The organism is Myxococcus eversor (assembly GCF_010894455.1).
In the GTDB taxonomy this organism is placed as follows: domain Bacteria; phylum Myxococcota; class Myxococcia; order Myxococcales; family Myxococcaceae; genus Myxococcus; species Myxococcus eversor.
Map to the genome: position 1 here is coordinate 702,508 of NZ_JAAIXY010000001.1, position 25,098 is coordinate 727,605.

Consider the following 25,098-nt stretch of genomic DNA (forward strand, 5'->3'; position numbering starts at 1 on the left):
CCTCACGCCGGCACCTCCACCCGCGTCATCCACCCCGCCTCGGTGGGCCCGTCCTCGAGCCGCCACGCACCGGGGAAGGCCTCCTCCAGGCGCGCGCGCAGGTAGCGCGAGCCGGTGCCCTCACCGCCCCCTTGGCGCATGCCCGTGCCCAGGGGGGCGAGGAAGGCGTAGCGCCGCCGCGGCCGGGCGCCCTCGTTGACGAGGCTGCCCTGGAGTCGGAAGGTGTGGGGCGAGACGTAGCGGTTGTGGCTGAAGGCGTTCTCCAGCAGCGTGTGCAGCAGGGCAGGGGGAACGGGGGCCTCCAGGTCCACGCCCTCGGTCTCCAACTGGAAGGCCGTGCCCTGTCGGCAGCCCATGACCTCCAGATGGGCGCGGCACAGCTCCAGCTCGCGAGCGAGCGGAATGGTGCGCTCACCGGAGACGGCGAGCAGGTGCCGGTATGCCGCGCCCAGGGCCTCGATGAACCGCACGGCCTGCGCGGGCTCCGTCTCCACCCACTCACTCAGCGCGCCCAGCGTGTTCATCAGGAAGTGTGGCTGCAGGCTGCGCTTGAGCAACTCCAGTTGCAGGCGCTCCGCGGCGCGCGTGGCGCTTTCGAACCGCTCCTGTTGCCGGCGCTGCTGCCGGGCATGGACCGCCGTGAGGCAGAGCAACAGCCCTCCAAAGGCGAGGAAGAAGCCGCGCTCGGAGAAGCCCCAGGGTTCCAACAGGTAGAGCACCCCTGCGAAACCGAGTCCCGCCAGCGTGCCCAGGGCCCCGCCCGATTCTCCTCTTCGCCACGCGAGCACGGCGAGCGCAGTGGAGACGACGAGCGAGGCGCCGAGCGCGATGCTGCTCTTGCCATCGAAGCCCGGAACGAAGACGAGCGAGAGCAGCCCCAGTCCGAGTCCCAGCCACCGCAGCCAGCGGCGCGGCTCGCCGAAGGCCGCATGCACGGTCGCTGGCAGCAGCGCCGCCACCGCCAGCACGGCCGCCGCCTGCAGTCGCAGCCGCACGGCGTGCTGTGGGTAGGGATAGTTGGCGAGCCCGCGCCACGCCTCCAGCAGGACGAGCGCCGCGGCGGAGAGGCACAGCACGCCGAGCAGCAGCGTGGCGAGCCCGCCGTGAGCGAGCCGCACGCGCGCGAGGTGGTAGAGCCCCATCAGCACCAGCGCGCCCAGCATGCAAAGGGCTGGCACCATGCCGAGCATCCGCGTCTGAGCGAGTGACGCGGCCTCGCCCACCTGCAGTCGGTGGATGGTGCCCACGGGCTGGAAGCCGAGCTGGTGCGCCGAGACGCGCATCGTCAGCACATGAGGGCCCGGCGCGCTGAGGTCGGGCGGAAGCGGGAGCTGGACATCGACGCGTCCCGGTACCTCCTCCGAGGGCGTTCGCCCCACCTGTCCGTTGCGGCCCAGGGGTCTGCCGTCCCACCAGGCCTCCCATGACCCGAGCACCGACAGGGCGAGGGCAGGCGTCGGGGCTCCTTCTTCTCGCGGGGGCACGTCCACCTGCGTGCGCAGCCAATAGGGGCCCGTCCCCTCGCTCACCTGGTCGGCCGCCACCGTGCGCCAGCCCGGTGCGTCCGCGGAGAGCGCGACCTCTGGGGGGAGCTCTTCCGTGTTCACCTGCACCAGTCCCTGCCGCGTGGAGGGCAGCGCGGCCGAGGCGGCGAGCGAGAGCGCGAAGCATCCCGTGACGAGGGTGGAGGACATCATGGGCCTGAGCATACGCAGCCCGGCGAAGTACCACGCGCACTTCAACGACGCCGCGAGACGTTGGGCGACCGGCACCCCACGCGCCGTGCTGGCCAGCGCATCCTCCTTCTCGTTGAAGCCCTTCTCGGAGGAACGCCATGCGCGCCGTGCTCCTGCTTGCCCTCACCCTTCCGCCCTCCCTCGCCCATGCCCAGGGTCTGCAACTGCAGCCGCACACCTTCCAGGCCCGCGACGGCCGGAGCGTTCAGGCCGAGCTGGGCACACTCACCGTGCCCCTGCGTCACGCTCGTCCCGAGGGCCCGGGCCTGCCCCTGCGCTTCGTGCGCTTCAAGAGCACGAACCCCTCGCCCGCGGCACCCATCGTGTACCTGTCCGGGGGCCCGGGCGGCTCCGGCATCGAGACCGCGCGCCGTGTCCGCTTCGACCTGTTCCTCGCCCTGCGCGAGGTGGCCGATGTCATCGCGTTGGATCAGCGCGGCGCCGGCGATTCGAATCCCCATCCCGAACTGGCGCGGAGCTGGGCTGTCCCGCTCGAGCAGCCCATGGACGAGGCGCTGCTCGACACCACGGTGAAGAAGGCCGCCGCCGAGGCGAGCCGGACCTGGATGGCTGCGGGCGTGGACCTGGGCGCGTACACCACGGTGGAGAGCGCCGACGACCTGGAGGTGCTGCGCAAGGCGCTGGGTGCGCCCAAGCTCAACCTCTGGGGCATCAGCTACGGAACCCACCTGGGTCTCGCCTACCTGCGGCGCCACCCGCAGCGGGTGGACCACATCATCCTCGCCGGCATCGAGGGGCCGGACGACACCTGGAAGCGGCCCGCCCACGCGGAGGCGCTGCTCGACCGCTGGGATGCCGTGCTGCGCGCCGAGGGCGAGCGCGGACCGGGCCTGAAGGCGCGGCTGGCGAAGTTGTTGAAGGCGCTGCGGCGCGAGCCCCGCATCGTGGAGTTCACGGACCCGGCGAAGGGGGAACGCCACACCTGGAAGGTCAGCCCCTTCGACCTTCAGCGTGCTGCTTTCGAGTCCCTGCGGGACCCCGCCACCTTCCGGCGCTTCCTCGGCCTGCTTCCCGCGCTGGAGGCGGGGAACTACGAGCCGATGGCGCCCTTCGCGACCATGTTGCGCGAAGGGGGGCTGGACCCGATGTCGCTCGCCATGGATGCGGCCTCCGGCGTGAGCCCGGCGCGACACGCCCTCATCGCGAAGGAGGCGTCGAAGGCCGTGCTCGGTGGCAGCGCCAACCCAGGCGCACTGCTGGCGGGGGATGTGTCTGGAGTGAGCGACCTGGGTGAATCCTTCCGAGGCCCGCTGAAGGCCTCGGCGCCCGTGCTCCTCATCAGCGGCACCTTGGATGGGCGCACGAGCCCGGACAACGCGGAGGCCTTGCGCCCCGGACTCTCCCAGGCCGTGCACCTGGTGCTGGAGGGCGCGGGACATGACGGCCTCTTCCAGTCGGACCCTCGCATCCTGGAGCGGATGAAGGCCTTCCTGAAGGGCGAGAAGCTTCGCGATGAGCGACTGAAGATCGAGGCGAAGCGCTGAGGTCGACCGCTCGCTCCGCATCCGGGCGGGAGATGGGCCGATGCCTCGCGGCTGTCGAGGAGGCAGCCCGTCTTCCGTCCGCCACCGGGTCGGTGCACCGCGCTTGCCCCCGCCGCATTTTCAGCGCGCGGCGGTTTCACGCGGAAAGCGGAGGCATGACCATGAAGCAGCGCAAGCTGGGCCGGCAGGGACTGGTGGTTTCGGAGCTGGGACTCGGATGCATGGGGATGAGCGAATTCTATGGCGCGGGGGACGAAGCGGAGTCCCTGCGCACCATCCACCGGGCGATCGAGCTGGGCATCACCTTCCTCGACACCGCGGACATGTATGGGCCCTTCACCAACGAGGAGCTCGTGGGCCGTGCGATTCGCGGCCACCGCGAGCAGGTGGTGCTGGCCACGAAGTTCGCCAACGTGCGCGGCGCCAAGGGCGAGTTCCTGGGCATCCGAGGTGACCCTGCCTACGTACGTCAGTCGTGCGAGGCCTCGCTGAAGCGCTTGGGGGTCGACGTCATCGACCTCTACTACCAGCACCGCGTGGACCCGAAGGTCCCCATCGAGGAGACGGTCGGCGCGATGGCGGAGCTCGTGCGTGAAGGCAAGGTGCGCTACCTGGGCCTCTCGGAGGCCGCGCCCGAGACGATTCGCAAGGCGCACGCCACCCATCCCATCTCCGCGCTGCAGACCGAGTACTCGCTGTGGACGCGTGACGTGGAGCAGGACGGCGTGCTCGCCATGGTGCGCGAGCTGGGCATCGGCTTCGTCGCCTACAGCCCGCTGGGGCGCGGCTTCCTCACCGGCCAGTACAAGCGCTTCGAGGACCTGCCCGCGGACGACTTCCGCCGCCAGAACCCGCGCTTCCAGGGAGAGAACTTCCAGAAGAACCTGGACCTGGTGCAGCGGGTGGAACAGCTCGCGAAGCAGAAGGGCGTGCCGTCCGCGCAGCTCGCGCTCGCGTGGGTGATGTCGCGAGGCCCGGACGTGGTGCCCATCCCCGGCACCAAGCGCGTGAAGTACCTGGAGCAGAACGCGGGCGCCGCGCGGGTGGAGCTCACGGGCGCGGACCTCGCCCAGCTCGACTCGGTGTTCCCGGTGGGCGCGGCAACGGGGCAGCGCTACCCGGACATGAGCGCGGTGAATCGCTGACGTGCCGTGACACCCGTGCCGTCGCGGGCGGCGGGGCCTCAAACCCATCCAATCCCTTCCCTTGAATCGCGATGACGCAGTCGCCCAAAAGGGAGGCGCCTCCAACGAAACAATTTGAAATACATACGGAGTGGCACAGGCCGCGCTCCTGCGCCTGCCTTAGAATTCTCACAGGAATCCCCGGGAGTGCGGGCCAGCGCGAGTTGCGCTGCCATTCCCCGGGCCCGAAATCATGGCAGATATTGCAAAGGCCCGTGCTCCCTGATTATAAGGACAGCGACTTCAGACAAGCTTATCCAAGCTGTCAGGAGGTCACAGGCGTGAAACGACACCTGCTGCCTTCAAGTCCGGTCGGCCCGGGGGGCCTCCTGTCATGAAGAGTGAAACATTTCATTCCCTTCAATCATGATGCATGGGCACAGCGCCTTGAAGCTCCTGCTCGTCGAAGATGAAGAGACGATGGTGGCTCTATTGAGGCAGGGCCTGGAGGAGGAAGGGCACGAGGTTCTTGTCTGTCATCAAGGGCGCGTCACATTGCGTCAGGACGAACTCGAGCACTTCGATGTCATCCTCCTGGACTGGTCCCTGCCAGACCAGGATGGGGTGTCCGTCCTTCGCCAATGGCGTGAGGCGGGCCTGCAGACGCCGGTGCTGATGTTGACCGCGCGCGGTACGCCGGGTGAGAAGGTGACGGGGCTTCGCGCCGGAGCGGATGACTACCTGTCGAAGCCCTTCGACTTCGACGAGCTGCTGGCGCGACTGGAGGCGCTGCACCGCAGGGACGACCAGCAGGGCGGTCCGGTGCGGATGGGGACGGTGTTGTTGGACGCTCGCCGCAGGGTGCTGCGCCGTGGAACCCAGGAGGAGTCGCTCACCGCGCGCGAGTTCTCCCTGATGTCCTCGCTGGCGCGACACCCGGGCACGCAACAGGTGCGCGCGAGGCTGATGGCGCAGGCCTGGGGGCCTCACTTCGAGGGCAGCCCCAACGTGCTGGAGGTGTACGTGGGATATCTGCGCGCGAAGCTGGAGCGGCTGGGCGCCAGGGACGTCTCCATCCGCGCGGTGCGGGGCGTGGGATATACCCTGCTCATCGAGCAGGGACCGCGTGCGTCATGAAGCTCGCACGCCGTCTGTGGTTGCTCGGCGCCCTGGTGCCGGCGCTGGCCGCGCTGGCCGCGCTCGTCGTCGCCGGGCAGCTCTTCCGTTATGACCTGGAAGCCGCGCTGGACCATGCCCTGCTGACCCAGGTCGCGGTGGAGAGCCTCAGCGTCAGCCTCTTCGAGGGCTCCGAGAAGCGCGAGAGCCTGAACCTCGCCATGTACCCTCTCCTGGCGCAGGTCCAGCCGTTCGCCCCTCAAGGAGAGCTCTTCGGCCAGGACGGGCGACTCCTGATGCAGCATCCATCGCTGCCGGAGGAGCAGGTCGTCACGACCCTGCTGATGCCGGGAGACCCACGGAGTCCGCCCCAGCTTTCGACTCGCGCCCTGCCGGATGGAACGCGCGTGCGCGAGGCGGTGGTCAGCGTGCGCTCACCCCAGGGTGAGCTGTATGCGCTGCGCCTGACGGCGACGATGGCGCAGGTGGATGAATCGGTCCGCGGCTACTACCGCAGGGCCTTCTCGATGGCGGCGCTCCTGGGCTTGCTGTTGCTGGTGCTCCAGACCTTCCTCGCCCGGCGCCTGGCGGGACGGCTGGGCGCCATCACCGGCCACCTGAGGATTCTGCGCGAGGGTGACTTCTCCCAGGCGCCGGCGCTGGACGGTGACTCGGATGAGATTGGCCAGTTGCGCGATGTGCTCGCCGAAGTCACCGACAAGCTGCGCGGCGCCCGGGAGGAGCAGGGGCGGCTCATCGCGGACGCCGCCCATGAGCTGCGCACGCCGCTCTCCCTCATGCGGACCCGGATGGACCTCGCGCTGCGACGCGAGCGCGGCAACGAGGAGCTGTTGGCGTCCTTCCGCGCGGTCCGAGGCGAGGTGGACCGGTTGGCGGTGCTCGCGGGTGAGCTGCTGGAGCTGGCGGCGGCGGGGCGGGGCGAGTGGGACAGGACGAAGGCGAACCTGGTCGACGTGGTGGGTCAGTCGGTGGAGGCGGCGCGCGCTGAGGCGGAGGCGCGTGGGCTCATCATCTTCCTGGAGTCCCCCACGCGAGAGGATGTCTGGTTCGATCCAGGGGGTGTGCGGCGGGCGGTGGACAACCTGCTGTCCAATGCCCTCAAGTTCTCTCCCTCGGGTGGGGAAATCCACGTGCGCTTGTGGCGGGAGCACGCGCACGCGCGCATCAGCGTGGTGGACCAGGGTCCTGGCATCCCGCCCGCGCAGCGGGAAGAGGTGTTCGCCCCTTTTCGAAAGCTGTCGAGCGCCACGCCCGGAGCGGGCCTCGGGCTGGCCATCGTCCGCGAGGTGGCGCGGCGGCACGGGGGCCGCGTCTGGGTGAACTCCGCCCGGAGTCGGGGAGCGGAGGTGGTGTTGGAGTTGCCCACCCGGCACCAGGGCTGAGCGAGGGTGAGAGCGCAATCCAGTCGGAGGCCGCCTCCAGTCGACCGCTCACTCCGTCCAGGCGAACCAGTTGGGCTCCCTGCACGCCCACGCGACGGTTCACCCCGAACGTCACCGGGGGCGTCACTCCCGTGTCGAAGTCCCGCAGCGCCTCCAGGTGAAGCATCAGGTCCGCGCGCGTGACGTCCGCGCCCGAGCGCCGCAAGGCTTCCACCAGCACTCGCGACGCCGCATATGCGCCGAGCTGGAAGGCCACATGACGCGGGCGCAGGCCGTGGCGTTGGAGGAAGGCGGTGAAGGCGCGCAGGTGCTCCTCGCGGGCCTCCACTCCCGGCGGGTAGACGAAGAAGACCGGGAGCGGCCCGCTCGTCACCGAGGACGGAGCGGCCAGGCGGGCGGGTGCATAGACACGCGTCTGTTGCTCCCAGGACGCCAGCGCTTCCACCAGCGTCGCGAGGCCCTCGGGCGGGCCGGCATAGAGCACGGCGGGTGTCCGCGCCTGACGCAGGGGCTGGAGCGCCGCGAGGTCCGTAGCCGTGCTCCTCAGGGGAATCTCCACCGGTGGAGGCAGCTCGCGTCGCAGGGCCTCCTCGCGCACCGCACGGGCCCAGGCGAGGCCCGATGCGTCTTCGGTGCGCACCACCACCAGGGCCTGACGGCGCAGCAAGGACTCGTCCGTGCGCGCCAGGTGCTGCACCACCAGGCGGGCCTGCGTGGACTCCTCGGGGTAGAGGAAGAAGATGGGGCTGTCTCCGCCCTGGCCCTCGTCGGCGAGTGCGCTGGGGAGCACGAGCGGTGCTCCCTCGCGCCGCAGCAGCGCGTCCGAGGCGGGCACACCCTTGCGCAGGCTGCCCACCAGCGCGAGCACTCCGCGCTCCAGCAATCGCGCGGTGGCATCCGGCCCCACGGGCGAGGACTTCGAGTCGTGGAGCGCCGAGTCGTCCTCCACCACCAACTCCAACCGCCGCCGGAAGATGCCTCCCTCCGCGTTCACCTCCTCGAAGGCCGCGCGCAGCACCTGCTCCACATCCTGCCCGGCTTCACCCAACCGCCCCCGCAGAGGCAGCGCCGCGCCCACCGTGAGGGTGGTGGGAGTGATGCCGGGGTCGGGTGACTCACCCAGCGTCTCCAGATAGGCGAGCAGTTCCTCGCGCTCGGCCGGGGAGAGCACATAGCGCGGCATCGTCGCCCCGAGGATTCGACCGCTGGCCGAGCGGCCCTCGGTGATGGCTCGCAGCAACGTGTCACGTCCATACGCGGGGCGCGCCCGGTCCTCCAGGTCCCCCGAGTCACGCGCGCGCGAGTGGTGGAGGGCTCCCGGGCGGATGTCCGGCACGTCCACGCCACCTTCTTCACTGCCGCGTCCCGAGGGCGCGTGACAGCGCGCGCACGCGGCCACGGAGCCGCTCAGCTCGATGCGCTCGGAGCCGAGCTGGCCCACCAGGGGCGTGTCCCGGACACTCATGCCTCGCTGGAAGAGGCCGCGTCCGTGCTTCGCCAACATCGGGTCCACGGGAGCAGGTTTCGCCGATGGCTTGCACCCGAGCCACATCGACGCCAGGACCGCGAGCGCCCACCGTGCGGCACTCGAGATGCCGACGGCGCGGGTTCCGTCACGCATCCTCGGCGGGGCGCTACCGGGGGGCATCCAGGTGCTCCACTGCGTACACGAGGTTGTCGGTTTCCGACATCGCGGGGGCCTTCACCCACATGCCAGTGGTGGTGTCGCCGATGAGCAGCGTGGAGCCGTGGGTGTTGGGGTCGTTCGTGAAGCCCCCGAGCTTCTTGAGCACGAGGGAGATGTTCTCGGGGGCACCGGTGAGGAAGTACCAGCCGGGCCCCACACCGAACTTCTTCGTGAAGCGCGCGAGCGTCTCCGGGGTGTCGTTGGCGGGGTCCACGGAGAGGGTGATCATGGTGATGTCCCTGCCCACGCGGCCTCCCAGCTTCTTCTGGACCTCGGCGAGGTGCTTCGTCATGGGAGAGCAGACGCCCTTGCACGCGGTGAAGGCGAAGTTGATGAGGACCGTGCGGCCCCGGATGAGGTCCTCGTAGAAGCGGTGTGTCTTGCCGTGCTGGTCCACCAGCTCCGTGTTGGTGAAGTAGCGCGCGGCGGCGGCGTCCAGCGCGGAGGGCGTCGCGGTGTCGAGCTCCACGGGAGGCGCGGAGGCGGCGCGGACCTCGCGAATGGCCTCGAGGATGGAGGAGGCCGAGCCGAGGCCGTCCACGCGCAGCCACATGTCCGCTGTCGCGTTGCCCACGAGCACGAGGGGGCGGTGGGCCTCCTTGTCCGGCGCGTAGCCACCCAGCGCGACCAGGGCCTCCTTCACGCGAGCGGGCTCGCCGGTGAGGAAGGACCAGCGCGGGCCAGGCGCGAAGGGTTCGGCGAAGCGGGCGAGGCGCTCGGGGGTGTCGTTGGCCACGTCCAGGGTGATGGAGATGAAGCGCACCGGGCTGTCAGGCCCCAGCTCCTTGCTCACGCGCGCCAACGTGGCGGTCATCGGCGAGCAGATGGTCTTGCAGCGGGTGAAGATGAAGTTGATGACCACCGTCTGTCCGCGCACGAGGTCGGACCCCAGCCGCACCTGCTTGCCGTGTTGATCTACGAGGAGGACATCGGGCACCTGGATGCGGAGCGCTGGTGAGGCGGGGGCGGGGACTCGCGCCGTGTCCTGCGCCAACGAACCCGCCGGAGCGGTGGCGCTGAAGAACAGCAGCAGGACGAGGGCCTTCAGGGGAGCGTTCGTCATCGGGGATGGACCTCGGTGGGAGGGAGGGCCGCCAGCGAGGGCTGGGCGCGCAGGGTGAAGTGGGGGAGTGTGCCGAGCGGGGCGCCTCGGCCCTCCACGCCGACGAGGAACTGGTACTGCCCGGGCTCGGGAACAGAGACGTCGACCTCGAAGAGCCCCTCTTCCACTCGCCGGGGAACGGGCCGCTCCAGCCACTGGCCCGAGGGCGGACGGAAGACCAACACCTGCACCTCCTCGGGACTCACCGGGCGCGGGTCCTTCGCGTCCGGGAGGGGCGCCAACCTGAAGCGCAGCGGGGTGGACACGCGAGGCGTGAGCGGCGCGCCGGCGTCGAAGTCAGCGGTGAGGGCGAGGGGCTGCTTGCGGACGGTGGAGGCATCTTCGGGGACGCCCCGGACGTCCCACTCCAGACACGCGATGGTGCGCGGGTCCTCCAGGAGGAAGTACACGTCGTGGACGCCGTTCTCTCGCACCACGGCCTCGGCGGTGAAGACGCCGGGCTCGACTTCGTGCAGCGAGCGGTCCAGCACCAGCACGGCCTTGGGCTCGCGGCCGTAGTTCAGGTGAGTGCCACGCGGCGCCATCATTCCCTCGCTGTAGAGGAAGAGGGCGCGATCCGCGGTGCCCGCGACGATGACGCCGTTGCCCTCGGGCATCGGGGCGATGGGCGCGGAGCGGCCCAGTCCCCTGGCCTCCGAGGGCCTCTTCTGCCCCATCACCACATGGACGATGGACGGCTCGCCCTCCTTCTTCGCCAGCGAGGCCAGCTCGATGAGCGACACGCGCGCGTCCTCGGTATTGCGCACGTACGCGTAGGCGTCGGTGAAGACCAGTTGGTCCGGCGCGGAGAACCCCGTGAGGGAATGCGCGAGCACACTGGAGGCCGCGTCGAGGACCTCCACTCTGTCGCCGTGCGGGTAGAGGACGAAGGCCCAGCGGCCGGAGGGGTCGAAGCGCAGCATCCCAGGCGAGGGCGAAAGGGGGATGCGGCGCGCCACCTCGCGGCGGGTGGTGTCCACCACCAGCGCTTCATGGGTGGGCTCGCGCACGGCGTAGAGGGCCTTGGCCACCTCGCCGTAGGCGATGTCGCCCACGCCACGGCCCACCTCCACGCGGCCGGTCTCCTGGAGCGAGGCCAGGTCCACGGCCACCAGCGCTTCGCCCTCGGAGCTGGAGACCCACGCCGTCCGCCCGTTGTCACTGAAGGCGAAGGCGTGTCCGCCACCGCCCACCTCGAGCGTGCGCAGCACCTGGTAGGAGGCCGTGTCGAGGACGGACACGGTGCCATCGCCTTCGTTGGCCACCCAGAGCGTGCGCCCATCCGGGCTGACGGCCAGCCGGCCCGGCTTCTTTCCCACGGGGACGTTGCGCACGACAACGAAGCGGCGCAGGTCCACCACGGACACCGTGCCGTGCACGGGGATGGAGAGGAAGAGCGCCTTCCGGTCGGGAGGCAGCGCCCAGTCCGCGGGCTCGCCTCCCAGCGACACCAGGTTCTGCAGCTTGGTGCGGTCGAGGGCAATCTGGGGGTCTATCACCGACACCGTCTGGTCATGGTTGAGGGTGAGGAAGAGATAGGAATTGAAGTTGGCGTCGGCCCGCGCCGACAGGAGCCCTCCCAGATAGGTCTGGATGCGCTCCTTGCAGGTGGCCTCGTCGGGCGCGGCCTGGCCCCGCGCGCGCCGGGTCATCCAGCCCAGCGGGCGCGCCTTGCTCAGCGGCGCTCCAGTGCGGGGATTCTGGAGCACGAAGCGCGCGGTCCCCTCCAACGGCGTCCCACGTTCTGCGCCTGGAATCCGGGCGTGCAGTCGCAAGTCGAAGCTCACGGCCACTTCGGGACGCGTCACTTTCACGGCGGGGGCCGCGGGCAGGTCCACGGGCTCGGGACGGGTGACGACGGGCGGAGCGCCGCGATGCCGCGACTGCCATTGCGCGGTGCCTAGGATTGCCGCGAGCGCGGCGCCCGCGATGAAGAGGGAGTGCTTTCGCATGGTGGATGGGATTGCGGAGAAGGAAGGCCGGCGAGGGACGTTGAAGCCCCGCGCCGGCCCGGAGAACCACGAGGAACTACTTCACGCGCACCACGCCCCAGAGGCCGCCGCTGCTCCACTGGTAGCTGGTCTGGTCGCGGTAGAGATAGTCCCCGGGCACACGGGAGATGCCGCCCGCGCCGTACAAGGGATTGAAGTTCCAGGACTGCATGACGGACATGGTGCCCTGGCTGGAGACGATGCTCGAGGTGGGGTGGGGGCCCATGCGCAGGGAGGAGGCGCCCTGGGCCCAGGGGTTGAAGGGCCACTCGGCGCCGTGGAGCGTGAAGACATGCTGGCGCGAGTGTCCCGAGGGGTGTCCCACGCGCACCCGCAGGGGTTCACCGGCGTTCGCGGTGAACACAGGCGTGGCCGGGTCTCCGTGCGCCGCGGAGCTCAACAGGTCACCCAGCTCCTGGTCGTTGAGGAGCCCGGGGTCTGTCTGGGGAGGGAGGCCCAGGCGGGCCCACAACGGTTCGGTGTGATAGTTGAATGCCTTCTGCCCGGTGTCCTGGGAGTCGTCGATGCCCCGGGTGTTGCGCAGGGCGGTGCCGCTGCCGAGCCCCTCCGTGTCCCAGAAGCGCGACTGGCTGGAATGCAGGCCCAGGTCGTCCTGGTAGAGGATGACGAACTCGCGGAACGTCTCCGTCCTGCCTTCCTCGTCCTCGTCTTCTTCATCCTCGTCTTCTTCGTCTTCGTCCTCCTCCTCGTCGTCGCCCGTGCCGGGGAGGCTGTACCTCACGCGCGCCTGGGCGTCGGTGCCCACGTCCGTGGTCCAGACGGCGTCGGCGGGCTCGACGATGAGCGCGCCGATGCCGCCGTGCATGCCGTGGTTCACCACGTCCGCCATGTTGCGCAGATTGACGATGCCGAACTCCACCGGCGTGTAGATGCCTCGGCGCGTGGCCGAGCCGGAGTTGGAGCTGCGGTAGTCACCCATGTACCAGCGGTAGACGCGCTTGCCACCGGGGGGCACCGTCTGGAGGGCATTGAGGCCCACGTTGGCGCCGTCGTCCGTGTTCACGTCGTAGTTGACGAGCTGCGGATGCAGCGAGACGTGGCTGGAGGGCTTCACCTGGTTGACGTTGAAATACGGGGTGATGGCCGTGTGGTACGCCCACTGCGGCGTCTTGCTGAGCTGGGCGGGCAGGCGGTTGGTGAGCTCCACCTGGAGGCACTCGCCGGCGCGGGCACGCAGGATGAGCGGCTCGGGCTGGCGCGCTCCCTTCTTGAGGTCCGCCAGGTATTCGTCCCGGGCGAACAGGATGGCGTCGGGGTCGTAGAGGTCGTACTTGCTGTTGTAGACGAGGCGACCGCCCGGCAACCCACTGGCCGCGTCAATCGCAGACACCCGGTAGAGGCGCACCGAGCTGCCACGCGGGCACGCATCGACGTTCGCCGCCTTCTGTCCGAACCGTCCCTGCGCCTCCGCCTGTCGCACGAGCGCGGCGTCGAGCTGGCGCATCGCATCGGGGTAGGTCATGGCGTAGTTCAGCTTGCGCTCCCGGACCTGCTGACCCGCGTCGTCCACTTCATAGGAGCGCTGGATGGTCTCCTCGGTGTCGGGGTCCATCCGTCCGAGCACGGACTCCGTGGGCAGCTCCAGGAGGGGCGCGGGCGTCCAGGCGCTCCCCGCGAGCTGCGCGCGGAAGGACCTGGCTGCGGGGTCCATCGTCGACAGGTCCGCGGCCTGGAGCGCCAGATGTCCCAGCGTCTTCACACCCGTCTGCGTCTTCTTGTAGGTGCGCAGCAGGCCCCACATGCCGTTCCACAAGTCACCCGAGGAGGCGCTCTGGTACATGTAGTCGGCCGTCTCGTAGGTGCCTCCGAGCGCGGGCAGGCCGTTGGTCAGGTTGAACTCGAAGTGCTCGGAGATGCCAATGCCTTGCGCATTGAAGTAGCCGCTGTGCGGGTCCGCGCCTTCGTGCAGCCACTTGGTGCCATGGAGCGAGAAGGAGTGCTGCTCCTCCTGGGAGCCCTGGATGAGGCGAATCTTCACCTTGTCGCCCTCGTAGCCGCGCAGGAGCGGGGTGTACGGGTCGCCGTGCAGGTCCGAGCGGAAGACGTTGGCCATGTCCGCGCGCTCGTCCGTGCGGAGCACATGGTGACCACAGCTCGAGGCGCGCTGACCGACGCGCAGGGGGATGGGCTCGTTGTGGTAGTTGATGACCATGGCGCCCGGGTCTCCGGCGCTGATGGCCTCGGGGATGGGCGTCGCTTCGAAGTCCACCGCCCAGGGCAGCACGGTCTCCTTGTAGTTGGGCGCGTTCACCGGCTGGCCGCACGCATCGTAGGCGGGGAAGTAGTCGGCGAAGGCGAGCGCGAACTCGCGGAAGCTGTTGGCGGGGTCCTTCGTGATGACATCCGCCTGCCAGCTCGTGGGGCCACCATCGCTGGGTCGCGTGCCGTAGAAGACGCCCGTCTGAGGGTCCCTCCACTTCGAGCCCTTGGGCTCCACGATGAGGGCGCCGTAGAAGCCGTGGTGCTGGTGGGACGACGGACCGAAGTGGTCGTGGGTGAAGACCGTCTCGATGGGGCGCTCCTGGCCCTTGGAGTCGGTGAGCGGGTCCGCCCACCAGCGCTGGGTGGTGGTCTGCGCGCCCAGGATGCCCAGGCGTGAGTGCGCCTTGGCCGACAGGTGGACTCGCGGGCCTTGAGTGTCCACCGCGCCATCCGCCGCGTAGGCGCCGCCCGCGGTCTCAATCTTCTCCAGGCGGTGCAGCACCTCCTGGAAGGAGAACGTCCCGTCCTCGTAGTTCCAGCCGTTGCCCGCGCCGTCCGCGGCCATCACGTCGAACTTCACCAGGTGGATGTGCTGCCCGACGGTGTCCGTGGGGGTGAATATCTGGAAGTCGTCCGCCTCCAGCTCCTTGGGCAACAGGTTGGTGGCGTAGAAGTTGATGCACTCGCCTGACTCGGCGCGGAAGAAGAAGGGCTCGGGAGGCCGCAGGCCGCTCTGGGTGTCCGCCACGTCGCCGTTGAGCACCATCAGGCGCGCCTGGCGGTCATGCCAGCCCTCCCGGTTGACGTTCTGCAGGTCGATCTGCAGATAGGCCGCGCGGTACTCGCGGCGTGGCGCGGAGGCGGGGCACGGGTCCGCGAAGGGCGCGCCCGCCACGGGCTTGCGACCGTTGACGTAGAAGAACCCCTTGCTGCCCGTCGCCGTCCAGGCCGGATAGGCCGCGACGGTGTCGGCCGTATAGAAGGGCCGCTGCGCGGAGGTGGCGCCGGGGAACTCGCCGCCATGGAAGGCCATGGCCTTCTTCTCCAGGAACGTGCCGTCCGGGGGCAGCAGCTTCACCTCCAGCGCGTGATGGTCCACGTAGAAGCGCTTGCCGGGCATCCCATAGGTGGAGGGGCCGATGGCGCGGGTGACGATGTGGCGCGGCAGTCCGCCATCCTCCTCCATGTCCAGCGGCGGCTGCGGCGGGCGGTGGCCAGCCTTGCCCGCGACGTAGAAGGGGTAGCCCGGGAAGGCGGGCCGCGACACCAGGTTGCCGCCCGCGTCCTTCACGACCGTGTCCACGTAGGTGGGCATGGGCGGCATGGCTCGGCTGGGGATGGGGATGAGGGCGGGGATGGGCGTGCCGCCGGGAATCTCACCATCCGGCAGGCGGCGGTCCTGGGTGCCGGCCTCGAAGACGTCGTGCACGCGCCACAGCGCCCACATGCCTTGCGCGAAGTGCGGGTAGAGGTGGCAGTGGTGGATGGAGTCGCCCGCGGTGAGGTTGCGATTGCCGGCGCCGCCGTAGTTGATGTCGTAGGTGAAGGCCGCGCCCGGTCCAATCGACTGCGAGTCCAGATAGGTCGAGTTGTCGTCGCTGGGGTTGAACTTCCATTGGTGGGCATGGAGGTGGAAGACGTGGGTCTCCGCGGGCCCCGCGTGGATGTTGCGGATGCGGACCGGGTCGCCCAGGTAGCTGTGGTGCACGTTGGACGGGTCGTCCGGATAGAGGGCGCGCACGGCGTTACCCTGCCAGTCCTTCTCCACGTTCATCGCCGGGTCGCCGTTGGCCCAGGACTCGAGGAAGAACTCCTCGAAGGCGCAGTCCGCGCAGTCCTTGGTGGGGCCCACCTTGGCGCGGTTGGCCATCAACTGCGCGCCCAGGCCCGCCACGCCATAGTTGACGCCGAAGCCGTCGCGCACGCCGTGGAACGTCGGGTTCCACTCCAGCTCGTCGAAGGCCTGAACCGCCTTGATCTGGTCGTGGTAGAGCGTGGTGATTTCGCGGAAGTGGCCCTGGTCCTTGGACGTGGAGGTGCCCACGCTGCTGCGGGAATAGCCGGTGATGATGGCCTCCAGGTCCCCGTGCCAGATTTCATTCGTCTTCGTGTCGAGGATGTTGAGCAGGGGCCTGTCCCGCGAGTCCCGCGCCGCGTAGTCGATGAGCGGGGTGCCGTCCGGGTTGGACAGGGGCCGTCCTTGGGCGTCCTTGCGCGTGGCGGCCTGGAGCACGTCGCCTGACACGTTGGAGCGGTACCAGGTGGAGCCAGCGGGCTCGACGTTGACGGCGCCGAAGAGGCCCTGGGCGGTGGAGCCGCCATCACCCTGGCCGCCGAACAAGGCGCCCATGCTGTACATGAAGAAGGCGCCCTCGTGGTCCGCGTAGAGGGTGTACGTGGTGCTGTCGCCCGGCGCGACGAGGGAGCTGGGGTTTCTTCCCACCTGCGCGCCGTCGTCATGGATGCTCAGGTATTGCAGGCCTTGTACGTGCACCGAGGCCCGGCGGGTGAAGGGGGAGTTGTCCTTGTGGGCGTGGTCCGCATCCTCCTGCTCCTCGCCTTCCTCGGGTTCCTCTCCCTCCGGCGCGGCACCGAACCACGTCCCGCCCACCGCGTGTCCCGCGACCAGCGAGGCCAGCGGGTCCCACGAGGGCGTCACCAGCCACGTGGGCAGCAGCTTGCGCACCATGCCGAAGCCCGCGGTGGGCTGCGCCACCTGGCTGGCGGTGGGCTGGGATTCAGAGGGGCTGGGAATCTCCGCGCGCGTGGGCGCGAGCCAGTTGGTGAACTGGATGCGCAGACAGTCACCGACGTTGGCGCGCAAGGTCAGTGGTCGCGGGCGCTTGTCGGACCTCAGCCGCACGTTGCCGGGGCCCAGGGGCCTGGAGGCGCTGATGGGTTCCACGTCCCGCTTCAGGGCGTAGAGCATCCCCGTGGGGTTGTACGAACCGAGCCGGTTGTAGGTGTACACCTGATCCAACGCCACCACGTTCGCGGTGAGGGTGCGCGCGCACGACACCCGCGCGCCGGCCACGGGTGCGGGCTCCACCTGGGGCATCGCCTTCCGCGCCAGCGGCTGGGTCCCGGAGGAGACCGCCGCCTCCTGCGCGCTGTCGGTGGGATGGGCCTGGCAGGCCACCCCCGCGCTGAACAGCGCGGTCAGCAGCGCCCGGCATACCCCGGGGAGCCGCGGCTGCGACCTTGCTCCATCCAATCTCTTTCGTGGCGACATGGGTCCCCTCCTGAATCAGCCGTGTGCCCGTCATCCCTGAGAACATTCTCAAGCTGAGACGCTTCTTGGGATGTGTTCCCTCGGGGAAACACTTACGGGTCATCTCGAAGCGCCTTCAGGCGACAGCGAGATGCAATGACTCATAGGCAAACAATCCTGGCGAAGTAAAGCCGCCCCATAACCTCGCCAAGTCACTGAGGGTAGAGGGGCGTGTGAGGTCGTGGCTGAGAAGTCTCTGTGTAATGACCTTGTTGGTGCTGTGTGACTCTTTGGGCGTGATGTCGCCGCTGACTGGCTTAGGAAACCCTCAGGAATCCCAGCGGTGCTCGCGGCTGAGGGCTTTCTCAGGAATCCCTCTCGCGCGGAGGTGGGGATGTTTGTATTTGTGTTTGCGTATGTTGAAGGCAGTCGTTAGGGTGGTGGCGGCTGTGCTCCAGCCATGCGGTCCTTGTTTCCAGTACTCCCTGAAAGGAATACCCTCATGCGTCTGTCAATCCGGCCGCGCGCCTTTGGCGCGTTGCTCTCGTTTGGATTCTGCGCGTTGTTCGGCGTACCCACCTCACATGCCGCCAACTCCACCGCCTGTCAGGGCGGCGGATTCGTCCTGACCCTCCCCAATGGAACGCCCCTGTTCAACGTCAACAGCGCCAGCGGGAGTGGCAGTGGTGGGAGCGGCGGTGGTGGTGGCGGTGGCGGCAATGGAGGGGAGACCCGGGTGGAGGTCCCCAGCTCGAGGCTGCCCTCGCACGGCATCTTGAAGGTCCGCGGCACCTACATTGAATTCGACGTCGATGTGTCGACGCTGGCCGTCTACAACTACACGCTCAAGGCCACGAACAACCCCCTGGACATCACGGGCGGGGTGACCACGGTGCTCTTCACGCGCAAGGAGCCGTTGCTCGGCGCGGTGACGCTGGATGGAAGCTCCATGCGGGTGGAGCTCAAGGATGGCACCCTGCGGCTGATTCGCGAGGGACAGACGCTCAAGATGAAGATCCAGGCCAAGGATTGCGCCCAGGGAGGCATCTTCCAACTGGAGCCGGAGTGGGCCACCGAGACGGGGACGGTTGACTTCGTCCACACGCTGGGGCCGGCCGTGTTCTATTTCACCAACCCGTACACGGGGAAGATCAACTTCGGCAACTCGAACCTCATCCGGGGCAAGGACAGCCCGCAGGTGGCCGCGAAGCTCGTCCAGGACGAGCGCGAGACCATCTGGCGCGTCACGTCCGGTGGCCGCATGGGCGGAGTGCTGGGGGAGGATGCGATTGAGAACTCTCCTCCCGCCAGCGAGTGCACCAAGAACTGCCAGGCGCAGAACCGCGTCCATGGCAGGTATGAGGTGCCGGATCCGGTCTACGAGAGTGACGGCGACGACGACTGACCCTGGGACGGGGTGACGTCCGCGGAGTGGTGACGGAGCGGGGTTCGGTCCTTCGGAACGCGGAAGGCCCGAGCCCCGGTGGTGCATGCCGGAGCGGATGTGCGCGACGGAGGCCGGGCGCGGCCGGTATGGTGGCCGCATGGCTCTCACCTCCCACCTGCGTGTCGTGCTGCACCAGACGCAGGGTCCGGACAATCTCGGCGCCGTGGCGCGCCTGGCTGCGAACTTCGGCGTGGCGGAGCTGGTCCTCTCGGACCCCCAGCTTCAGGAGATGGACGGCGCAAGGCGCATGGCGGTGCACGCCGGCCACATCCTGGAGGCCGCGCGAATCGTGCCCACCTTGCCCGAGGCGCTGGAGGACGTGGTGCTCGCGGTGGGGACCACCTCGCGGCAGAACCTGCGCGGCATGCCCACGCTCTCTCCCGAGGAGGCGGTGGCGCTGATGGCGAAGCACTCGCAGCGGGGGAAGGTGGCCCTGGTGCTCGGCGGCGAGAAGCGCGGCATGTCCGACGAGGACCTCAGCCACTGCCAGCAGGCGCTGGTCATCCCCACGCGGCCCGAGCAGCCCTCCATGAACCTGGCGCAGGCGGCGGCGGTCCTCATGTACCTCTGCGCGCGCGAGCAGGTGGAGGCGCCGCCGCCGGGCGCGGTGGACGGGGCGCCGCTGCGGCTGGTGCAGTCGCTGCAGGCCTGGATGCGTCAGGTCCTCCTGGGGGTGGGCTTCCTCAATACGCAGGGACCGGATGCGCTGCTCTCGGAGATGATCCACTCGCTGACCCGCTCGGCCCTGACGAGGCGGGAGGTGGAGCTGTGGCTCTCCGCCTTCAAGGCGCTCTCGCGTCACGTGGTGGGCCCGACGGCGCGTCCGGACTCCGACAAGAAGGGCTGAGGCGCGAAGGCTCCAGGGGGGCACCGCGCTGCCCTCGTCCTGATGACATGGGTTCGCTTCTCCGGGCGAACACCCCCGCGTTTCGAGTTCCCCCACGCGACAGACGGAGGGTTGCCGGGGCGGCAATGCCACCGCGGCTCGACGACGTCTCGCGGAGAGGTGCCTAGGTTCTGCGCCCTTCGACTCCGCGTGCTCGTGCCGCGGTGGTCTTTCGCGAACAGGGATGTCCTTCCATGTCAGACGAACTCGTCGAGCGAACCGGCCCACAGCTTGCTCCGCCACAGCCCATCCGCAACGGCGCGGGTGCCACGGTGCTGGGGCCGAGGAACCCTCCTCGCGAGGCGGAGAATCCGAACCTGCTCGTCCCGCCGCGCACGGACCATGGCTCGATGCCCAACCTCCGCTGGTCCTTCGCGGACAGTCGCATGCGACTGGAGGAAGGGGGTTGGGCACGGCAGACGACGGTCCGCGAGCTCCCCATCGCCACCGAGATTGCCGGCGTCAACATGCGCCTCAAGAAGGGGGCCGTCCGGGAGCTCCACTTCCACAAGGAAGGGGAGTGGGCCTACATGCTCAAGGGCCGCGCGCGCATCAGCGCCGTGGACCGGGGCCGCAAGACGTTCCTCGACGACGTCAGCGAAGGCGACCTGTGGTTCTTCCCCTCTGGGGTCCCACACTCCATCCAGGGACTGGGGCCGGACGGCTGCGAGTTCCTGCTCGTCTTCGACAACGGCACCTTCGACGAGAACGAGACCTTCCTGCTCACGGACTGGCTGGCGCACATCCCGAAGGACGTGCTCGCCAAGAACTTTGGGGTGCCGGAGAGCGCCTTCGCGAACATCCCGGCGCATGAGCTCTACATCTTCCTGATGCAGGAGCCCGGCCCGGTGGGGAGCCTCACCCTGGACCAGAGTGGGGGCGAGGGGCCGGTGTCTCCGTGGTTCAGCTACCGGTTGCATTCACAGGAGCCCATCCGCACGAAGGGGGGCACCGTGCGCATCGTCGACTCGTCCAACTTCCAGGCGTCGAAGTCCATCGCCGCCGCGCTGGTGGAGGTGGAGCCCGGCGCCATGCGCGAGCTCCATTGGCACGCGAACGCCGCCGAGTGGCAGTACTACATCTCCGGTCAGGCGCGGATGACGGTGTTCGCCTCGTCGTCGAACGCCGCGACGTTCGACTACATGGCCGGGGACGTGGGCTACGTGCCTCGGATGATGCCCCACTACGTGGAGAACACGGGCAAGACGACGCTGCGCTTCCTGGAGACGTTCCGAAGCGACCACTTCGAGGACCTCTCCTTGCGGCGGTGGCTGTCGCTCACGCCCCATGACCTCGTCCGTGGGCACCTGAGAATCGACGAGTCGGTGCTCGCGGGGATTCCGCCCCAGAAGTCGCCCATCATCCCGCTCTGAGCCGAAGCGACGTCGGTCATGTCGAGACACGGCACATCCACGCGTGAGGACCTGTCGTTCCCGAGGCCGGGCTCTCCGGAGGCGGAGCCGCTCACGGAGGCGCTGCCGCCCCGTGGGGCGCGGGTGCGGGGGCTGGGCGCCTTCGCCGGCTCCGGGGCGCTCATCGCGGTCGGCTATCTGGACCCAGGCAACTGGGCGACGGACCTCGCCGCGGGCTCGCGGTATGGCTATGCGCTGCTCTGGATGGTGCTCGCGTCGAGCCTGATAGGCATGTTGCTGCAGAGCCTCAGCGTGAGGCTGGGAATCGCCACGGGGCAGAACCTCGCGGAGGCCTGTCGTGAAGCGTATCCGCGCTGGCGTATTCCCCTCTGGTTCACGGCGGAGATCGCCATCGCCGCCACGGACCTCGCGGAGCTGCTCGGCTCGGCCATCGCGCTGAACCTCCTGTTTGGCATTCCGCTGTGGGCGGGCGTCCTCATCACCACGCTCGACGTGCTGACGCTGCTCGGGCTCTTGAGCGCGCGGCCGCGCAAGCTGGAATGGATGGTGCTCGGGTTGGTGCTGACGGTGGGGGCGGCGTTCGCGTTCGAGCTGGTGCTGAGTCGTCCCGTGGCGGGCGAGGTGCTCGCCGGCTATCTGCCCACGGGCGCGATTCTGCGCGACAGCGGGATGATGACGCTGGCGGTGGGGATCCTCGGCGCCACGGTGATGCCGCACAACCTCTTCCTTCACTCCCAGCTCGTCAACACGCGTGACTTTCCGCGCGACGAGAGCGGCCGTCGCGAGGCTGTGCGGAGCGGGACGTGGAACACCCTCTATTCGCTCGGCGCGGCGATGTTCATCAACTCCGCCATCCTGATTCTGGCCGGCTCCGCGTTTCATCGCTTCGGACACACCGAGGTGGTCGAGCTGTCGGACGCGCACGCCTTGCTGAGCTCGCTGCTCGGTCCGCTGGCGGCGACGGTCTTCGCGCTGGCGCTGCTGCTCGCGGGGCAGAGCGCGGCCATCACCGGCACGCTGGCGGGCGACGTGGTGATGATGGGCTTCTTGCGGTTGAGGGTCCGGCGGTGGGTGCGCAGGCTCATCACCCGGGGCGTCGCGCTCTGCCCGGCGCTCGCGGTCATCCTCATGGCCGGGGACCAGGGCGCGGGTCAGTTGCTCATCGTGTCCCAGGTGGTGCTGAGCCTCCAGCTCGGCTTCACGGTGGTGCCGCTGGTGTTGCTCACCAGCGACCGCGGTCGGCTCGGAGCCCTCGCGCTGTCACCGGCATGGCGCGCGCTGGCCTGGCTGGCCACCGCGATGGTGCTGGGCGTCAACCTGTATCTCCTCGGGTCGCTCGTCGTGTAGCGAGGCTTGGCGTCTGGGGCGACTACGCGCGCAGCCAGGCGAGATTGACGTCCTTGTCGCCTGTCGCCAGCACGTACGGCGTGCCCGGTGCGATGACGCCCTTGCGTGCCGCGATACCCTCCACCGCGTCCTGGGCGTGAGTGAGTTGGATACCAGCCCCTCCTCCACCCAGGACCAGGGGCGCACCCATCTTCAAGTCGAGCACCACGACCTGGCGCTTCGCCGGCCTGGGCTCTGCCATGTCCACGACGACGAAGTCGCCCGCGAAGCGACGCTGGTCGCAGCGGAAGACCCAGAAGTTGCGCTTGCGGTCGAGCAGCTCCCGCACGAAGGGCTTCTCGTCGCTCTTCAAGCCATAGCGCTCGGAGAGGAGGCTGGCGGTGGAGAGCGGATAGCCCGCCTCCTTCGCCAGGAGCAGCGCCCAGGGGTTGGCATGCCGCAGCAGCGGCAGCAGGACGGGCAGGACGATGGGGGGCTCGCGAGGCATGCGTGGCCGTGCTCGACGAAAGAGGCCGCTCGTGTCGGACCGACATTCAATCACGTCGCCGGCCCCCCGGGTTCCAGCGCCCCCTCGGCTCTGGTATGGGACGCGGTCGTCACACCACTCCCTGGAGTCTTCGCATGTCCCGACTTTCCCGCCCCGCGCTCGTGCTCGCCCTGATGCTCACGTCCACCTCGGCCCTCGGGGCTTCGCAGTGGGTCCAGGCGCGGACGGTGCTCAACACGTGTGGCTACTTCAGCACCTCCCAGGCGGAAATCACCCTCACGTACCGCAACGATGACCTGCCCTGGGGGACCAGCGTGTTCCTCATCTACGGCTGGGGCGGAAGCTCGGGCCCTTCCAGCCCGTTCGACTGGGCTCCGGCGCCGCAGACCGTGGAGGTGCCGGCCGTGGCTCCGTACCACTGGGGTACCACGGTGACTGGTGTCATCCGGGCGCGGACCTCCACGCAGTACACGAGCATCAACTACGTCTGGAAGGTGGTCCTCCCGGACGGACAGGAGTTCTACGAGAAGGGCAATGGCTCCACGTACGGCTACTACGCCGCGGACTTCTCACAGGTGCCCATGCCGTGCACCACCACCGCTGGGGCGTTCATCGGCACGCCGACGCCGCTGATCATCACCACCGTCGTCAAGAACTGACGGTCCACCGCCGACGGGCGCCCGGCGTGGGATGGGGTGGCGCCCCAAGACATGGAAGGGACGGCTGAGATGGCGGGTCACCCCGTGGCGGTGTGGACAGGAATTCTCGTGGTGACCCTGGGTTGCACGGCCTGTGAGACGGAAGAGATTCGGCGGTTGAGGAGTCTGAAGCGAAGCTCAAGCCTTGCGCGTGCTGAGTTGGTGGAGATGCTTGAGAACCGTGTTGAGCGCGAGCGTGAGCTACAAGCAATCGAACACCGACTGCGCTTCTACTGCCCCCCAGTCGACCAGGAAGAGTTGCTGTCCAGGCTGACGCAAGCCGTTGCCCGCGCGAATGTGAAGGTGCTTCACGAGAGCCGCGATGGGGTGATGCTTCGGCTGCAACGGGCCGATGGGGTGGGAGACATTGTCAACACCCTTTCGGCGCTCTGGAGGGCCGCGCCATTTCTCTCCCTCACGCGGCTCTCCGTTCAACGCGACGCGTGGTCGGCGGACTTCGAGACAGGGCCGGCCTGTCTACCATTGAAGGAAGCAGCGGCTACGGTCACCCGATTCCCACTGCCTCCTCGTGGGATGCTCTGGACTGAAACAAGTAGAAAGTTGAGGGCGGAGATTCTCGCTGCGGAGCGCGACATTCAGCGATGGGAGTCCACGTCCTTGGCTGGAGGCCTGGCGAGAATCAATTCTCGCAAGCTCCTGCACGAACGTCGTCGTGATCAGCAACTGGGTGGGCCTGATTACCTGATGGGGCAGATGAAATTGATCGAGGGACTCCTCGAAGGCGCGGTCGCGCCCGAATTGACGCTCGCCAAACAGGCGGCTGGCAGATGGCTTCTTGAGAGCAACCTCGCCGGGCTGGATGTGGCACGGGCCGAACGCCTGGGGCGGGCCGGCTACCGGTTGGAGGGAGGCCCAGAGGGTTCCCAGGTGCTGATCCGTCGCTGAAGTCGCGCCAGGCAGAGGGGAGGCGACTCTCCCGGCTAGCGCTTGTGCTCCCTCCGCCACGTCGCGGGCGGGGTGCCATGAATCCGCCTGAACGCCTTGCCGAAGTGCACCCCATCGGCGAAGCCCGTGGCTTCGGCGACCTGCTCCAACGAGGCCGGCGTCGTCAGCAGCATCGCCTGCGCGCGCTTGAGGCGGGCCTGGAGCTGCCATTGATACGGCGCCAGGCCGGTGGAGGACTTGAAGGCGCGGCTGAAGTGCGCCTGTGACAGGTCCACCAGTGCGGCCAGCTTCGACAGTTCGACGCGCTCGGGCAGGCTCGATTCCAGGAAGTCAATCACCCGGCGCAGTTGCCACGGTGCCAGACCCTTGCTCGGCGATGGGCCTTCTCCTCGGCGAGAGCCCAGAGCGGCGCAGATGGCGGCGGTCAACCCATCGCCATAGAGCTGGGTGGAAGGGTCGTCGTCATCCACCGCTTTGGCGAGCAAGCGCATCAGCGTCCAGAGTCGGTCGTCAGCGAAGCGCAACCGCGGCGCTTCCAGGTCGGCGTGGCGCAGCGATTGGCCCAGGCGCTCGTCCAGCTTCGACAGGTCGAAGTTGAGTACGGCATCTCGCACCGTGCACGCGCCGGCGCTGTAACCCCACAGCGTCATGCCGGCGGGCACGATGTTCATCTGCCGGGGAACGTAGCCGATGGGGCAGGGTTGGCCTTCGCGCAGGCGGGGCTCGCAGGGCGTTCCCACCTCATCCAGCAGCGCGCTCAGTCGAGTGCGGTCTTCCAGGCATAGCGAATACCCGGTCGGGCCCGAATTCTGGCTCTCATTCACATCCACACAGATTCCATTCCACTGCCGCCGGA

At 68.7% G+C, this 25,098-nt stretch carries 16 protein-coding genes and 1 pseudogene; 10 read left to right on the plus strand and 7 right to left on the minus strand.

Annotated elements, in window-relative coordinates:
* Positions 1-2: 2 nt before the first annotated feature.
* Entirely contained in the window at positions 3-1,697 is a 1,695-nt protein-coding gene (locus G4D83_RS02905; protein WP_163862477.1) for a histidine kinase, read from the minus strand.
* A gap of 137 nt (positions 1,698-1,834) precedes the next feature.
* Here G4D83_RS02905 and G4D83_RS02910 point away from each other — a divergent pair, with 137 nt between their 5' ends.
* The 4 genes from G4D83_RS02910 (at position 1,835) to G4D83_RS02925 (ending at position 6,884) form a co-directional block, all read left to right on the plus strand.
* Positions 1,835-3,241: an alpha/beta fold hydrolase gene (locus G4D83_RS02910; protein ID WP_163862480.1), complete on the plus strand. Its 1,407-nt coding sequence runs from the start codon at positions 1,835-1,837 to the stop codon at positions 3,239-3,241.
* 161 nt (positions 3,242-3,402) lie between these two features.
* Positions 3,403-4,386, plus strand: coding sequence for an aldo/keto reductase (locus G4D83_RS02915; protein ID WP_163862482.1), 984 nt, complete (start codon positions 3,403-3,405; stop codon positions 4,384-4,386).
* 426 nt (positions 4,387-4,812) lie between these two features.
* On the plus strand, positions 4,813-5,502 hold the full coding sequence (locus tag G4D83_RS02920; RefSeq protein WP_176435816.1) for a response regulator transcription factor: 690 nt from the start codon (positions 4,813-4,815) through the stop codon (positions 5,500-5,502).
* Positions 5,499-6,884, plus strand: coding sequence for a sensor histidine kinase (locus G4D83_RS02925; RefSeq protein ID WP_163862485.1), 1,386 nt, complete (start codon positions 5,499-5,501; stop codon positions 6,882-6,884). The genes G4D83_RS02920 and G4D83_RS02925 overlap by 4 nt, the downstream gene beginning before the upstream one ends.
* A 67-nt stretch (positions 6,885-6,951) precedes the next feature.
* Here G4D83_RS02925 and G4D83_RS02930 read toward each other — a convergent pair.
* From G4D83_RS02930 to G4D83_RS02945, 4 genes and pseudogenes are all read right to left on the minus strand, one after another.
* Positions 6,952-8,532 (minus strand): annotated as a pseudogene (locus tag G4D83_RS02930) (cytochrome c/ABC transporter substrate-binding protein); the annotation flags it as partial.
* Positions 8,519-9,634: an SCO family protein gene (locus G4D83_RS02935; RefSeq protein ID WP_163862488.1), complete on the minus strand. Its 1,116-nt coding sequence runs from the start codon at positions 9,632-9,634 to the stop codon at positions 8,519-8,521. The pseudogene G4D83_RS02930 and the gene G4D83_RS02935, both read right to left, overlap by 14 nt.
* On the minus strand, positions 9,631-11,625 hold the full coding sequence (locus G4D83_RS02940; protein WP_163862490.1) for a beta-propeller fold lactonase family protein: 1,995 nt from the start codon (positions 11,623-11,625) through the stop codon (positions 9,631-9,633). The genes G4D83_RS02935 and G4D83_RS02940 overlap by 4 nt, the downstream gene beginning before the upstream one ends.
* A gap of 76 nt (positions 11,626-11,701) precedes the next feature.
* Entirely contained in the window at positions 11,702-17,119 is a 5,418-nt protein-coding gene (locus G4D83_RS02945) for a cupredoxin domain-containing protein (RefSeq protein ID WP_240356108.1), read from the minus strand.
* Between the two features lie 481 nt (positions 17,120-17,600).
* Here G4D83_RS02945 and G4D83_RS02950 point away from each other — a divergent pair, with 481 nt between their 5' ends.
* From G4D83_RS02950 to G4D83_RS02965, 4 genes are all read left to right on the plus strand, one after another.
* Positions 17,601-18,503: a hypothetical protein gene (locus G4D83_RS02950; RefSeq protein WP_163862491.1), complete on the plus strand. Its 903-nt coding sequence runs from the start codon at positions 17,601-17,603 to the stop codon at positions 18,501-18,503.
* Positions 18,504-18,642: 139 nt separating this feature from the next.
* Entirely contained in the window at positions 18,643-19,392 is a 750-nt protein-coding gene (locus G4D83_RS02955) for an RNA methyltransferase (RefSeq protein WP_163862493.1), read from the plus strand.
* Positions 19,393-19,625: 233 nt separating this feature from the next.
* Positions 19,626-20,804, plus strand: a complete 1,179-nt coding sequence (locus G4D83_RS02960) for an oxalate decarboxylase family bicupin (RefSeq protein ID WP_163862495.1) — start codon at positions 19,626-19,628, stop codon at positions 20,802-20,804.
* 18 nt (positions 20,805-20,822) lie between these two features.
* Positions 20,823-22,151, plus strand: a complete 1,329-nt coding sequence (locus tag G4D83_RS02965) for an Nramp family divalent metal transporter (protein ID WP_163862497.1) — start codon at positions 20,823-20,825, stop codon at positions 22,149-22,151.
* Positions 22,152-22,173: 22 nt separating this feature from the next.
* Here G4D83_RS02965 and G4D83_RS02970 read toward each other — a convergent pair whose 3' ends face one another.
* Positions 22,174-22,638: a hypothetical protein gene (locus tag G4D83_RS02970; RefSeq protein ID WP_163862499.1), complete on the minus strand. Its 465-nt coding sequence runs from the start codon at positions 22,636-22,638 to the stop codon at positions 22,174-22,176.
* Positions 22,639-22,772: 134 nt separating this feature from the next.
* Here G4D83_RS02970 and G4D83_RS02975 point away from each other — a divergent pair, with 134 nt between their 5' ends.
* Positions 22,773-23,297 carry a hypothetical protein gene (locus tag G4D83_RS02975; RefSeq protein ID WP_163862501.1) on the plus strand — a complete coding sequence of 175 codons (525 nt, stop codon included), beginning with the start codon at positions 22,773-22,775 and terminating at the stop codon, positions 23,295-23,297.
* A gap of 108 nt (positions 23,298-23,405) precedes the next feature.
* The gene (locus tag G4D83_RS02980; RefSeq protein ID WP_163862502.1) at positions 23,406-24,242 is read left to right on the plus strand and encodes a hypothetical protein; all 837 of its coding nucleotides are present in this window, start codon (positions 23,406-23,408) and stop codon (positions 24,240-24,242) included.
* Between the two features lie 35 nt (positions 24,243-24,277).
* On the opposite strand, the gene G4D83_RS02985 is transcribed toward G4D83_RS02980, so the two are convergent.
* Positions 24,278-25,066, minus strand: a complete 789-nt coding sequence (locus tag G4D83_RS02985; RefSeq protein WP_240356109.1) for a helix-turn-helix domain-containing protein — start codon at positions 25,064-25,066, stop codon at positions 24,278-24,280.
* Positions 25,067-25,098 lie beyond the last annotated feature (32 nt).